Raw genomic sequence first — 13,072 nt, forward strand, 5'->3', positions numbered from 1 at the left:
CCGACTTCAGCTCTCTTTCCGCTGCCGCGACTGCTTCAGGGCCTCGGCGAGGCCCGGCGCCTCCCGGTCCCGCCGGGACATCGAGGTGACGGGCAGCGGCCAGGGAATGGCGAGGTCCGGGTCGTCGAAGGTGATCGTCACGTCCTCGGCCGGATCGTGCGGGCGGTCGATCCGGTACGCGATGTCAGCGGTCTCGGTCAGCGCCTGGAAGCCGTGCGCGCATCCCGCCGGGATGTACAGGGTCGCCTGCGTCTCGTCGGACAGTTCGAAGAAGGCCACACCGCGGTACGTCGGTGAGTCCGGCCGCAGGTCCACGACGACGTCGAAGATCCTCCCGTACGAGCACCGCACCAGCTTGGCCTCGCCGGCGCCGGAGCGCAGGTGCAGAGCGCGCACCACGCCCCGGACCGAGCGGGACAGGCTGTCCTGGACGAAGGCGGCCGGGTCGAGGCCCACCGAGCGGACCACGTCGGCGTCGAAGGTGCGGCAGAAGAACCCGCGTTCGTCGGCGTACGGCGTGGGTTCGAAGAGGAACGCGCCCGCGATCTGCGGGACCTCGGTCGCTTTCATGGAGTCTCCTGCCGTGCGTGGGCCCGCGCGTGGTCGGCGGCGGGGAACAGGGTCGTGGTCAACTGGGTGAAGTGGACCCCGAGTTGGCGCTCAGCGGTGTGGTTCCGCTCGGCGAGGGTCTGCCGCAGCTGTGCTGATCGCCGCTCCAGCTCACGGAATTGTTCGAACAGCCGGTCGGCGTCGACCTCGCGCGCCGGGTGGCAGTACGCGGCGAGGCCCATCCGGTCCATGAGCGCGTCGCTCTTCGCCGCGTAGCTCAGCGCCAGCGTCGGTGTGCCGGTCTTCAGCGCGCAGACCAGGTTGTGGTAGCGGGTCGCCACCACGGTGTCGGCGACCGCCATCTCCTCCATCAGGTCGGCCAGCGAGGCCGTCTCGGCCGCGGTGACCAGCGGCGAGTCCACCGCGTCGAGGATCGCGGCGACCACCGGGGTGTCGCACGCGTCGCCGGTGAGCAGCCGCACCGGCCTGCCGTCCTCGGCCAGCGCGCGGACGAACCGGGTGACCCCGTCGAGGTAGCGGCGGTGGATCTCGTCGGCGCGGGCGCGGTCGTCGTCACCGCCGTGGAAGGCCATGACGCCGACACAGACCGTGCCCGGCGGACCCGAGGGCGTGCTCCTTCGCGGCGTGGGCAGGGCGAACGCGAGGTCCGGGTGGACCTCGTCGCGCGCGGTGTCCACGCCCATCGCCCGCATCGCGTCGCGGGACTGGGCGTCGCGGTACGACCGGTAGGCGGCCAGCCGCGCCGACCAGCGCACCAGGGTCCGGGTCGCCCGGTTGCCGATCGGGGCGGCACCGACGCCGACCAGCGCGACCCGGGTGCCGAAGAGTCGGCCGGAGGCGCAGAGCAGGAACAGGGAGTACGGGAAGCTCCACGGCCGCAGCGGCAGCGTGGCCTCCAGGACGCCCATGCCCGGCACGATCACCACGTCGTGCGCGCGCACCCAGGCGGCGGTGCGGAAGGCGTCGACGACTTTGCCGAGGCCCTTTCCGGCGACCGCGCCCGCGCGTGACGCGGTGCGGTACTCCCCTCGGTACCAGTGCAGCCGTGCCGCGGGGATCGCGTACCGGGCCGTGACGGTCTCGGGGCCGCCGCACAGCGCGTCGACGACCGCCTCCGGGTGTTCGGCACGGAGATAGCCGAGCACGGCTTCGAGCGACCCGTCGTTGCCGAGGTTGCCGGAGCCGAGCAGACCGAAGAGCCCTACCCGCACCGGCGTCACGTCCGCCTCCCCTCACGGCCCGCCACGAGGGCGTCGATGGAGACGGCGAGCTCGGCCGGGTCGACCGGGGCGCGGTCCTCGACCCGCTCACCGGCGCCCGGCCGGGCCCGGCTGGTCAGCCACGCGACCAGGTGGCCGTAGCACGCGCGCCGGTCGGCCGAGGACAGCGGCGCCCGCCGGATCGCCGAGGCGAAGCCCCAGACGTACTCGGCGAGCAGCCGGGGCGTGGGGTGCAGCGGGCCCGCCCGGCGCGGGTCGAGGTTGACGCACCGGGACCGCTTCGAGGGGTTGGCCCGTTCGGCGCGGGTGGGGTGGTCGCGGCGGAAGTACAGCAGTTCGGGCACCTGGTGGAAGGGGCCGTGCAGGGTGATCTCGGCGACGAACGTGCGGTCCGCGTGGTGGTAGCTGTCGTGCGGCTTCACCCGGCGCAGTACGTCGGCCCGCATCACCCCGTAGAAGTCGTCGCCGCCGGGCTCGAACAGCAGGCTGCGGAAGCGCTCCGGTGCGTGCGGCGAGTCGGTGGCGAGCCCGTACGCGTAGGGGACCTTCACCTGGCCGTCGCCGTCGATGACGGCCTGGCCGCTGTGCGCGAGGATCACCTCCGGCCGTTCGTCCAGCACCTCGACGCAGCGCCGCAGCAGGTCGCGGGCGTACAGGTCGTCGTGCGAGGCCCACTTGAACAACTCGCCGCGGCACTGGGTGAACACGTAGTTGTGGTTCGGCGCGGCGCCGATGTTCCGGAGCAGCCGGATGTAGCGGATGCGGGAGTCCCGCGCGGCGTACTTGCGGCAGAGGTCCTGGGTCCCGTCGGTCGAGGCGTTGTCGGTGATGACCAGCTCGAAGTCCTCGTAGGTCTGGCCGAGCAGGGCGTCGAGCGACTCGGCGAGGTACTCCTCGCCGTTGTACACGGGCAGGCCGATGCTCAACCGCGGTGGGGCGGTCATGGTGTCCTCATTTCGGGAAGGGGGTTCTGGTGGTGCTCGCGCAGGGCGGACCGCAGGTGCAGCCACCACACGGCCGAGCCGGCGACGGTGGCGGCGGCGACGCCCCAGGCCGAGCCGACCGTGCCGGCCACGGCCGCACCGCCGAGGCCGCCGCCGACATAGCAGGCGGAGGCGAACAGCTGGCTGCGCATGCTGCGCCGGGCGGCGGCGAGCGCGCGCAGCCCTGCCGCCGCGCCGGTGCCGAGGCCCGCGCCCGCGACGCCGAGTGCGGCCGGGACGATGAGTTCCGAGGCGGTGCTCCAGACGTCGCCGAGCACGAACTCGCCCGCCCGGTCCGGTACGAGGAGCAGTGCCGCGCCCCAGAGCAGCGCGGCGACGGCCTGCGCGCCGCCCAGTACGAGGCAGAACACGCCGAGGCGGTGCGGGGCCTGCCGCAGCACGCGTGCCGCCTCCGCGACGGTGACCAGCGACAGGCCCATCAGCACCGCGAGGAAGGGGCCGAGCAGGAGTTCGGCGCCCCGGATCGCGCCGACCGCGCCGATCCCGACGATCGCGCCGAGCCCGTACGCCCGCAGCTGGCTCGCGCCGCTGGTGCTGACGTTCTCGATCACGTACCGGTAGCCGAGGTCGTGGTGCGCGCGAAGCCATTCGCGCGCCCCGAACGGGCAGGGCCGGATCCCGGACTGGAGGCAGCCGTAGAGCGCGGCCACGGCGGCGGACGCGCCCCAGGCGAGTACAAAGGCGGTCACGGTGCCCACGTGGGCCGCAACCACCATGGCGGGGACGAGTGCCGCGCCCCACACGAGGTCGTTGACGAACGCCTTGCGCCCGTTCCCGGCGGCGAAGAACGAGTACCGCCAGGCGTCCTGGAGCAGCAGTCCCGGCAGCATGACGCCGAGACCGGCGAACGCGGGCCCCACGGCGCCGCCGAGAGCGAGTCCCGCCACCAGGCAGGCCGCACCGATGACGCCTCCGACGCTGAGCGCGGCGCCCGAGGAGTGGGCCACCGCCCCGCGCCAGGACGCGTCCGGTACGCCGCTGAAGCGCACCACGAGCGGGTCGGTGGCGAGCCCGCGGGAGACGCTGAGCACCACGCCGTAGGTCACCCAGGCCAGGCTGAACACGCCGAACGCGGCAAGGCCGAGCGAGCGGGCGACGTAGATGCCCACCGCGAAGTTGGTCATGCTGGAGGCCGCCTGGTCGGCGAGGCCCCAGGACAGCCGGCCGAGCATGGCCCGCTTGGCGGTGGGCGGCGCCGCCTTCTCCCGCGCAGCCTCCTCACTCCCCGTAGCCTCACGCCCCGTGGTCATCGGCGTCATGCCTTGACGAGTCCGGTGCCGCGCAGGGCGTCGGCCGCGGCGGCGACGGTGTCGAACGGCAGCCCGGCCCGCTCGGCGACGTCCAGCAGGCTGTGCTCGCCGTCGGAGAGGCTGAGCACCCAGAGCATGGCCAGCTGGGCCTGCTTGGCGTCGCTGCGGCCGCCCAGCGAGTCGTACAACCCGCGCCTGCCGAGCTGCGGTTCGCCGTAGGGGCTGAGGTTGAGGTACCGGCGGTTGCGGTCGAGGACGGCGAACGCCTCGCGGCAGACGGCGAGCGTGTCCGCCATCGCCTCCGGGGAGACGAAGTCGAGGTTGTCGGCCGACGTGTGGTACTCGGGGTAACCGGCGTACGGCGTACGGCTGAGCGAGCCCACGCCGAGGTCGAAGCCGGGCGAGCAGTACTGCCGCTCGTCGTAGCCGTACGGCGTGAACTCCCGCAGCTCATGCGGGCGTTCGGAGGCGGCCAGCACGTACCGCAGCACCCGGTCGATCTCCGCGTCGCCGCGCCTGCTCCGCTTGTACGTCAGCCGTCCCGAGTCCCCCGCGCAGGCCAGCACCAGGCCGTGCCTGACCTGTTCCACCCGCTCCTTGTTGCGGGCCAGCCAGGTGATCGCGCCGATGGTGCCGGGCGCGAAGACGAACCGGTAGGTGTAGTACGGCGTCTGCTCCGCCAGCGCCCGTGCCAGGTACGTCGCCACCGCGATCCCGGCCAGGTTGTCGTTGGCCAGCGACGGATGACAGACATGGCAGGAGACGATCACCTCGTCGGGGACCTGGCCGGGGATCACATGCTCGGCGTAGGTGAGGTGGCCGTCGGCGAGGGTGGAGTCGATACGTACCTCGTACTCGCCGTCCGGCAGCGCGTCCAGGGTCTCCTGGGCCAGGCAGAAACCCCAGTCCGGCTTGTAGTAACTGGTGCGGTACGGCACCCACGTCGGGTGGTCCGGCAGGGTGTGCAGGTGTTCTCGCAGTTCGGCCAGGGGCATGGTCCTGGCCACCGGCACGCTGTAGCCGAGGACGTGCAGGCTGGACGCGGCGAAGTCGACGACCCGCGTTCCGGAGGCGTCGGCGATGTAGGCGTCCCGGATGTTCCACTCCTGGGGCACCGTCCAGTCGAGCACCTGTGTCCCGGTCGGCACCTCGTGCAGCTGGAGCGGAAGGTACTCGTCGACGATCTGCAAGGTGGCGCGCACACCGTCACCGGTGATGCTCCGGCACAGCGGGTACAACCGCTTGACCAGCGCGTACATCTCCTCGCCGAAGCCGTCCGCGGTCACCGGCGCCACCGCAGCGTGTCGTCGACGGCGCCCGCGTCGGACGCGGCGCGCAGCACGGCGAGCCGGGTGAAGCGCCGCTCGAAGTCCTCCTCGGTCAGGCCGAACTTACGGTAGGCGTCGGCGAGTTCGAGAGCGCCCTGCCGCACCGTCCACGCGCAGGCGAAGCCGGGTATCGCGGCACGGAAGCGGGAGAAGTCCACACGGTAGGACCGCGGGTCGGCGCCGGTCTCCCCGGTGATCACCACCTTCGCGCCGGACACCGCGTCGGCGACCTGCTCGGCGATCTCGGCCACCGTGACGTTGTTGGTCTCGCCGCCGATGTTGAACGCCCGGTCGTGCACCGCCTCGCGCGGCGCGGTCAGTGCGGCCGCGAAGGCCCGCGCGATGTCGGCGGCGTGCACCAGTGGGCGCCACGGGGTGCCGTCGGAGAGCACGCGCACCTCGCCGGAGAGCAGCGCGTGGCCCACCAGGTTGTTCAGCACGATGTCGGCGCGCAGCCGGGGCGAGTAGCCGAAGGCGGTGGCGTTGCGCAGGAACACCGGGCTGAAGTCGTCGTCGGCCAGGGCGTGCAGGTCGTCCTCCACCCGCACCTTGGACTCCGCGTACGGCGTCACGGGGCGCAGCGGGGCGTCCTCGCCCACCAGGTCGCCGCCGCCGGCGGCGCCGTAGACCGAGCAGGTGGACGCGTACAGGAAGCGCCGCACCCCGGCGTCGCGGGCCAGCCGGGCCAGGCGTACGGACGCGTGGTGGTTGATGTCGTAGGTGAGGTCGGGCGCCAGCGAGCCCAGCGGGTCGTTGGAGAGCGCGGCCAGGTGGATCACCGCGTCCACGCCGGTCACGTGGTCGGCGGTGACGTCGCGCAGGTCCACCCGGTGCCCCTGCGGGTCGGCGGGCGGCGGGCCGAGGACGCAGTCGGCGAACAGGCCGGAGTCGAGGCCGACGACTTCGTGTCCGGCGGCCGTGAGGACCGGGGCCATCACGGTGCCCAGGTAGCCCTGGTGTCCGGTCAGTAGTACGCGCAAGGTTCAGTCTCCCAGATCAAGAGTGCCGAGATCGAGCGTGAGTTTGGTGACGGCGAACGCCTCGGCGTAGCGCGCGTGGCATTCGATGCCGCGGATCCGGGCGAGGCCGAGGAACGCCTCCCGGTCGTACCAGGGCCGGTGCCGCTGTGACGGGTAGTGCTCCTGGAGCAGCCGTACCTTCTGTTCGGCGATCTCCGGCGCCAGCGGCTGGTACGCCGCCGGGCGGCCGAGGTCGCCGTCCCACTTGACGATCTCGTACCCGAGTACGAGGTGGTCGCGGAACGCGGTGGGGACGAGCCGCGCCAGGCCGCGGTGGTCCTGGTGCGCGTCATCGGTGCGCGGGGCCAGGATCAGATCCGGGTCGGTCAGCCCGCGCAGTTCCTCGACCGCGGCCTTGGCCTCGTCCCAGTGCGTCGGCATGCGGCCGTCCGGCAGTTTGAGCACGGTCAGCCGCAGGTCGGCGCCGGGGCAGAACGCGGTGAGCGCGGCCTGCTCCTCCTGTTCCCGCTCGCTGCCGCCGCCGGAGAGCACCAGCGCGTCGACGCGGATGCCGGGGTGCGCGAGGCACAGCGTCAGCAGCGTGCCACCGGCGCCGATCGCGATGTCGTCGCAGTGCGCGCCCACCGCCGCGATCCGGTCCAGGCGCCCTGCCCCGAGCCCGATCACGCGCTCACCCCCGCGCCGTCCCGTTCCCACACGGCCCACGGGCGATCACCCCGGGCATAGGCGGCGTCGAGCGCGGCCCGTTCCTTCACGGTGTCGGTCGGCTTCCAGAAGCCGCGGTGCCGGTGCGCCACCAGGCGGCCCCGCTTGGCGAGTTGGGCGCATCCGTCGGCGACCAGGTCCCCGCTCTCCGGGATGTGGTCGAAGACCTCCTGGCGGAGCACGAAGTAGCCGCCGTTCTCCCACAGGGGCAGGTCGCTCACGGCGGTGATGCCGCCCACCAGCCCGTCCTCGCCCAGCTCCACGCAGTGGAACGAGGACTGCGGCGGCACGACCATCATCGACGCCCCGGCGTCGCGCCGGGCGAACCGGTCGATCATCTCCGGCAGCGGTGCGTCGGTGAGGACGTCGGCGTAGTTGGCGAGGAACATCTCATCGCCGTCCAGGTGGTGCCGCACCCGGCGCAGCCGCTCCCCGATCGGTGACTCGATCCCGGTCTGCGCGAACGTGATCGTCCAGTCCGAGATGTCGGTGGAAAGCAGCTCGGTCTTCCCGCCCCGCAGCACGAAGTCGTTGGACGTCGTCTCTTCGTAGGTGAGGAAGAAGTCCTTGATGTGGTGGGCGCCGTAGCCGAGGCACAGGATGAACTCCGTGTGCCCGAAGTGCGCGTAGTAGCGCATGACATGCCAGATCAGCGGTCGCGGGCCGACCATCGCCATCGGCTTGGGCACGTCGTCCGCGGCGCCGTTGCGCATCCGCATCCCGTAACCGCCGCAGAACAGTACGACCTTCATCGCTCGACCTCGACAATGCTCAGTTCCGGGATGGGGAAGACAAGGCGGCCGCCCCACTCGTGCACGAAGGACAGTTGTTCGACCAGCTCGGCCCGCAGGTTCCACGGGAGGACGAGGACGTAGTCCGGCCGGTCGGCGGCTATCCGCTCGGGCGGCAGGACCGGGATGCGGGTGCCCGGGGTGAACCTGCCGTGCTTGTAGGGGTTGCGGTCGACGGTGTACGGGAGCAGGTCGGGCCGGATGCCGCAGTGGTTGAGCAGGGTGTTGCCCTTGCCCGGCGCGCCGTATCCGACGACCGTCTCACCGCGCTCGGCCGCCTCGATGAGGAACTTCAGGAGGTCCCGGCGCACCTTGGACACGCGGGCGGAGAACTCGGTGTACCCGGACAGCTCCTGGAGTCCGGCGGCCTTCTCCTGGTCCAGTACGTCGGCCACCCGTTGGGAGGGCTCGCCGGCCACCTCGGCAGGCCGGGCCCACAGGCGGATGGAGCCGCCGTGCGTGGGCAGCAACTCGACGTCCACGAGCGCGAGTCCACCGCTGGCCAGTGCCCGCGTCGCGGAGGCGACCGTGTAGTACTGGAAGTGCTCGTGGTAGATCGTGTCGTACTGGTTCTCCTCGATGAGGGTCAGCAGGTGCTGCACCTCGATGGAGACCCAGCCGTCGTCGGCGACCAGGGAGCGCAGCCCCCGGGTGAATCCGACGACGTCGGGGATGTGCGCGTACACGTTGTTCGCCACGACCAGGTCCGCCGGGCCGTGCTCGGCGCGGACGGCCGAGCCGGTGACCGGGTCCAGGAACGCCGTGAGCGTGGGCACACCCGCCTCCCGCGCCGCCGCGCCGACGTTCACCGACGGCTCGATGCCGAGGCAGCGGATGCCCCGGTCCACCAGGTGCCGCAGCAGATACCCGTCGTTGCTCGCCACCTCGGCCACGAACGCCTCGGGGCCGAGCGGAAGCCGCCGCACGGCGTCGGCGACGAACGTGCGCGCGTGCTCCACCCAGGAGGTCGAGAAGGAGGAGAAGTACGCGTACTCGCTGAACGTCTCCTCCGGCGTGATCAGCGGAGGGATCTGCGCGAGCCAGCAGTCGGTGCAGACCCGCAGGTGCAGCGGGTACGCGGGCTCCGGCCGGTCCAGTTGGTCCGCGGCGAGAAAGCTCTCACACGGTGGCGTCGCCCCGAGGTCGACGACGCTCGCCATCGCTTCCGATCCGCAGAGTCGGCATCGTGTCATCTACTGCCCCCCATTGTTTCCGTCCCCCTTGATTCCGTTGCTTCCGTCCGACCCGCGATCGCGGTGCGGTACTCCTCCACCAGGCGCTCAAGGCCGACGGCCGGGCTGAAGTCCTGCTCGTAACGGCGTCGGGCCGCCTGGCCCAGCTGGTGGTTGCGGACCGGGTCAGCCGTGATCCCGCGCAGACAGGACGCGAGCGAGGCGGAGTCGCCCGGCCTGTGCAGCAGCCCGGCCACCCCGTCCTCGACGAGTTCGACGAAGGCGCCATGACCGGCTGCGACGGCCGGGACCCCGGCCGCCATCGCCTCCACGACCACCAGGCCGAACGCCTCCAGCCAGGTCGAGGGAGCCACCACGGCGACCGACCGCGCGATCGCCTGTCGGCACCCCGCCGTGTCCAACAGGCCGACGTACCGCACGTCGTCCCGGCCCGTCGCCCAGGCGGTCACCTCGCGCTCCAGCGGCCCCGCGCCCGCGATCACCAGCGGTACGTCCACACCGCCGCCGGCGGCGAGCTCGTCCCACGCGGCCATGAGCAGCCGTACGCCCTTGGTCTCCGCGAGACGGCCGAGGTAGAGCAGATGCTCGCCGGGGGCCGACCGGCGGACGTCCGGCTCGGGGACGAAGTTGTGCTTCACCGCGAGGCGTTCGGCCGGCATGCCCGCCCGCACCAGGACGTCGCGCTGCGCCGCGGAGATGCAGAGGAACCGCTCCACGCCGGACCACCACCGCCGCCGGTTGACGGCCAGGCCCACCGCGAGCGGCACCGTCGCGAGGCGGGAGCCGCGGTAGCAGCCGTGCCGGACGGCGGGCAGCGGCGCCACCGACCCGACGCACTCGGTGCACGGCCTGCCGTTCCGCTGGAGGGTGCCGGGCGGACAGATCTGGGTGTAGTTGTGCAGCGTGGCGACGGCGGGTACGCCCGCGTCGGCGCAGGCGGCGAGGACGGCGGGCGACAGGAGCGGGAAGACGTTGTGGACGTGGACCACGTCCGGCCGCTCGCTGCGGAGCCGGGCGGCGAGCTCGGTGCGGACCGCGGGGTTCCACGGCACGAGGAGCGGCACCGCGGCCTTGGCGGGAAGGGACCGGGCGGCGATGTCGTCGCTGCGCCGCTCGAACACCTCGACCCGGTGGCCGGCCGCGCGCAGCAGCTCCACCTCTTGGTCGACGACCTTGTTCTCGCCGCTCGGCTGCGCCGAGGCGTAGCGGTTGTGGACCACCAACACGTGCATGCCGTGCATGCTCAGGTCATCTCCGATCTCCGGGCCCGGCGCGGGACACGTCGTCGAGGGGTTTCGGGCGTCGGGAGGGGCGTGGCCGCGCCGGGCGCCGCCAACAGTGAGGCGGCCACAGCCAGATGCAGCAGATACGGCGAGGCGTCGCCGAGCCCGGCCTCGGTGTACGACGCGATGGCGCAGTAGCTGATCAGGAAGATCGCACAGGCCCGCGACAGCGACGGCGGCCGCAGCAGTGCGACACCGGCGAGGACGACGATGATGGCCGCCACCAAGGCGGCGCCGGTCAGCCCCTGTTCGTGGTAGACGGCCAGCCAGCTGTTGTCGATCGGCAGCCCGCCGTACGACTTGTCGCCCAGGCCCATGCCGAACAGCTGCTCCGAGGTCGTCCGGGGCGCCGCCAGCAGGGCGTCCCAGACCTTTTCCCGGCCGGTGAGGCTGGTGAAGTGCTCCTGGCTCTGGCCGCGCAGGAACCACGACCGCAGCGCGGAGGCGAACCCCACCGCGGCCACCACGGCGCACAGCACCGCCCAGGCGAGGAAGCGGCGGGCGGCGGCGCTGGTCAGGACGAGCGAGCCGATCGCCAGGGTGAGGCCGATGAGCAGGCCGAGCGTGGCCGTGCGGGTATGGGTCAGGGCGAGCAGGACGAGTGACGGCACGAGGACCACCGCCGCGCTGCCCCTGTCGGTCCCGCGGCCGAGGACGAGCAGGACGGTGAGTCCGATGATCACCGCGGCGTACTGCCCGATCTGCGGCGGAGTGAGCGGCCACAGCGCGCCGACGAGGCGCCCGCCGTACAGCTCGGGCAGGGCGGCGCCCGGTGAGACGGCCAGGCCGACGGCCACCGACCCGAGCACCGCGAAGTACATCCGGATGTGGTGCCGGACGAACGTGACGCCGCCGTCCCACCAGCGGCTGAGCAGCCACAGCGTGCCGATGAAGAGAGCGAGGCGGGCGCAGCGGAAGAGCGCGCCGAATCCGGACTCCAGGCCCGCGCTGGAGATCACGCTCGGCACCAGCAGCAGGGTGAGCAGGAACACGTAGGCACTGGGGCGGACACGCAGCCGGAGATTGACCGCGAGTGCCAGCGCGAACGCGGCGCCCAGCGCGCCCATGGTGACCATCTGGATGAGGGAGCGGGGCAGCGGGACGATGGTCTTCGCCCCGGCGGAGCCGAGCGTGTTGAGGACGAGCAGCCCCCAGACCGCTCCGACGGTCTTCGGCGTGTGGTCCGCCTCCGGTATGTGGTCGGCGCTCAAGTCAACCCCCGTCCCGCGCGCGGAAGGTGCTGCCCGCGTCCTGCCGGTACGGCTCGCCCTGCCACTGTCCGGAGTCGAGCACCCGGCTCGGGTCGTGGGCCACGAACTTCCACGGGCCTACGTAGGCGTTGTCGTGCCAGCGGTTGTGCTGCTTGCGGGTGATCGCCTCGGCCACCCGCTCGCCCTGGTACGGCGACCAGTCCGGATAGGTGCCGTAGTTGGCGAGGACCGCCATGCGATCGCACCTCACGGTGCAGTCGACGACCGACTTGTCCAGCACGAAGCGGTTGTGGTGGATGTCGACCCGCTGGGTCTTCCACCGGCAGTCGCCGTACAGCGGCGCCTTGGCGATCGCCGGACGCGCGCAGCGGTCGGTGTCCTTCACCAGCAACGTGCAGTCGCCGGAGGAGGTGTTGGCGGGGCTGTTGCAGAACCGGTCGGCGTTCTCCCACAGGGTGATCCCGGACCAGTTGTCCTCCAGCACGTTCCGGTGGATCTCGATCTTGTCCGTGCGGGCCCGGACGCGTGGCTCGCCGCCGGACTCGGAGACGTAGACGGTCGCGAAGGGGAAGTTGTCGCCGCGGTCGGCGTATCTGCGGCCCTCGACCCAGTTGTTGCGCCGGATCGTGTTCTTCCGGATGACCGCGTTGTAGCTGGTCTCGTAGATCAGCGCGGCACCGTCGTTGGCCTCCAGGACGTTGTCCTCGATGCGGAAGTCGTTGTTGTTGGTGTCCGCCCACAGGCCGGTTCCGCGGTTGTCGTGCACCCAGTTGCCGCGTACGTCGGCGCCGTCGACGGCCCAGAACTTGATGCCTCCGGTGCAGCCGCAGCCCTTGCGCCGCCGCTCCCAGTCGTCGGTGTTGTTGCCCACGATCTCGTTGCCCTCGACCACCAGGCCGCTGATCTTTCCTTTGGCCTTGTACGCGTTCATGCCGTACTGGCCGTTCTCACGCAGGCAGTTGGCGCGGACCCGCTGGCGGTCACCGGCCATCAGCCCAGCGCCGGAGTTGCGCTGGATCGTCGCGTGCTCGATCACCCATCCGTCGGCCGAGTCGTGGTTGACCACGCCCTCGTCCGGCGGCGCGACGAAACGCTGCACGGTCAGGTGCCGGATGGTGACGTCGCGGGCGGTGCCGCCGAACGCGTACTGGTTGGTCTTCCGGCCGTCGAGCACCGCGCCCGGCGCGCCGAGGTAGCGGTTTCCCTTCTTCGGGATGATCTGGGCGTAGCGGTCCGGCGCGAGCCTGTGCTTGCCCGGGCGGAGCCAGAACGTGGTGTTCGGCGGGCTGTTCTTCGTCTTCGCGGCCAGGTCACCGACGTTCGCGGGGTCGACGGTCACCGCGCCCGCCGGCGCCTTCACCGGTCCGGCGGCCGGCTCGGCGCACGCCCGGGCCACGGGCGTGGACGGCGCGGCGGTCGGCTGCGCCTTGGCGTCCGGGGCGTCCGGCGTGCTCTCGCAGCCGGCCGCCAGCAGGGCCAGCGCCACCACCGGGAACCGCCAGTTCCGCCGGTTCCGCCACTTCCTCCCCACGCGTCC

Annotated in this window: 12 protein-coding genes; all 12 read right to left on the bottom strand. The window is 72.1% G+C overall.

Features of this window, described 5'->3' with window-relative positions:
• Nucleotides 1-6 precede the first annotated feature (6 nt).
• From ACOBQB_RS13030 to ACOBQB_RS13085, 12 genes are read right to left on the bottom strand one after another with little or no spacing between them, the layout of a single operon-like run.
• Complete coding sequence (locus ACOBQB_RS13030; protein ID WP_423591588.1) at nucleotides 7-570, bottom strand: dTDP-4-dehydrorhamnose 3,5-epimerase family protein; 564 nt, start codon at nucleotides 568-570, stop codon at nucleotides 7-9.
• Nucleotides 567-1,790, bottom strand: a complete 1,224-nt coding sequence (locus ACOBQB_RS13035; RefSeq protein WP_423591590.1) for a polysaccharide pyruvyl transferase family protein — start codon at nucleotides 1,788-1,790, stop codon at nucleotides 567-569. The genes ACOBQB_RS13030 and ACOBQB_RS13035 overlap by 4 nt, the downstream gene beginning before the upstream one ends.
• Nucleotides 1,787-2,734 carry a glycosyltransferase family 2 protein gene (locus ACOBQB_RS13040; protein WP_423591591.1) on the bottom strand — a complete coding sequence of 316 codons (948 nt, stop codon included), beginning with the start codon at nucleotides 2,732-2,734 and terminating at the stop codon, nucleotides 1,787-1,789. Before ACOBQB_RS13040 ends, ACOBQB_RS13035 begins: the two co-directional genes overlap by 4 nt.
• Nucleotides 2,731-4,053 (bottom strand): hypothetical protein, encoded by a 1,323-nt coding sequence (locus tag ACOBQB_RS13045; RefSeq protein WP_423591593.1) that lies wholly within the window; start codon nucleotides 4,051-4,053, stop codon nucleotides 2,731-2,733. Before ACOBQB_RS13045 ends, ACOBQB_RS13040 begins: the two co-directional genes overlap by 4 nt.
• The gene (locus tag ACOBQB_RS13050) at nucleotides 4,050-5,339 is read right to left on the bottom strand and encodes a DUF4910 domain-containing protein (protein ID WP_423591595.1); all 1,290 of its coding nucleotides are present in this window, start codon (nucleotides 5,337-5,339) and stop codon (nucleotides 4,050-4,052) included. Before ACOBQB_RS13050 ends, ACOBQB_RS13045 begins: the two co-directional genes overlap by 4 nt.
• Nucleotides 5,327-6,352 carry an NAD-dependent epimerase/dehydratase family protein gene (locus tag ACOBQB_RS13055; RefSeq protein WP_423591597.1) on the bottom strand — a complete coding sequence of 342 codons (1,026 nt, stop codon included), beginning with the start codon at nucleotides 6,350-6,352 and terminating at the stop codon, nucleotides 5,327-5,329. The genes ACOBQB_RS13050 and ACOBQB_RS13055 overlap by 13 nt, the downstream gene beginning before the upstream one ends.
• A gap of 3 nt (nucleotides 6,353-6,355) precedes the next feature.
• Nucleotides 6,356-7,018: a PIG-L deacetylase family protein gene (locus ACOBQB_RS13060; RefSeq protein ID WP_423591599.1), complete on the bottom strand. Its 663-nt coding sequence runs from the start codon at nucleotides 7,016-7,018 to the stop codon at nucleotides 6,356-6,358.
• Nucleotides 7,015-7,809, bottom strand: coding sequence for a glucose-1-phosphate cytidylyltransferase (locus tag ACOBQB_RS13065; RefSeq protein ID WP_423591601.1), 795 nt, complete (start codon nucleotides 7,807-7,809; stop codon nucleotides 7,015-7,017). Before ACOBQB_RS13065 ends, ACOBQB_RS13060 begins: the two co-directional genes overlap by 4 nt.
• Nucleotides 7,806-9,041 carry a class I SAM-dependent methyltransferase gene (locus ACOBQB_RS13070; protein ID WP_423591603.1) on the bottom strand — a complete coding sequence of 412 codons (1,236 nt, stop codon included), beginning with the start codon at nucleotides 9,039-9,041 and terminating at the stop codon, nucleotides 7,806-7,808. Before ACOBQB_RS13070 ends, ACOBQB_RS13065 begins: the two co-directional genes overlap by 4 nt.
• Nucleotides 9,038-10,273 (bottom strand): glycosyltransferase, encoded by a 1,236-nt coding sequence (locus ACOBQB_RS13075; protein ID WP_423591605.1) that lies wholly within the window; start codon nucleotides 10,271-10,273, stop codon nucleotides 9,038-9,040. The genes ACOBQB_RS13070 and ACOBQB_RS13075 overlap by 4 nt, the downstream gene beginning before the upstream one ends.
• 11 nt (nucleotides 10,274-10,284) lie before the next feature.
• On the bottom strand, nucleotides 10,285-11,535 hold the full coding sequence (locus ACOBQB_RS13080) for an O-antigen ligase domain-containing protein (protein WP_423591607.1): 1,251 nt from the start codon (nucleotides 11,533-11,535) through the stop codon (nucleotides 10,285-10,287).
• 1 nt (nucleotide 11,536) lies between these two features.
• On the bottom strand, nucleotides 11,537-13,066 hold the full coding sequence (locus ACOBQB_RS13085) for a right-handed parallel beta-helix repeat-containing protein (protein WP_423591609.1): 1,530 nt from the start codon (nucleotides 13,064-13,066) through the stop codon (nucleotides 11,537-11,539).
• Nucleotides 13,067-13,072 lie beyond the last annotated feature (6 nt).

It is taken from the genome of Streptomyces sp. G5(2025) (genome assembly GCF_049542075.1).
Classification (GTDB): domain Bacteria; phylum Actinomycetota; class Actinomycetes; order Streptomycetales; family Streptomycetaceae; genus Streptomyces.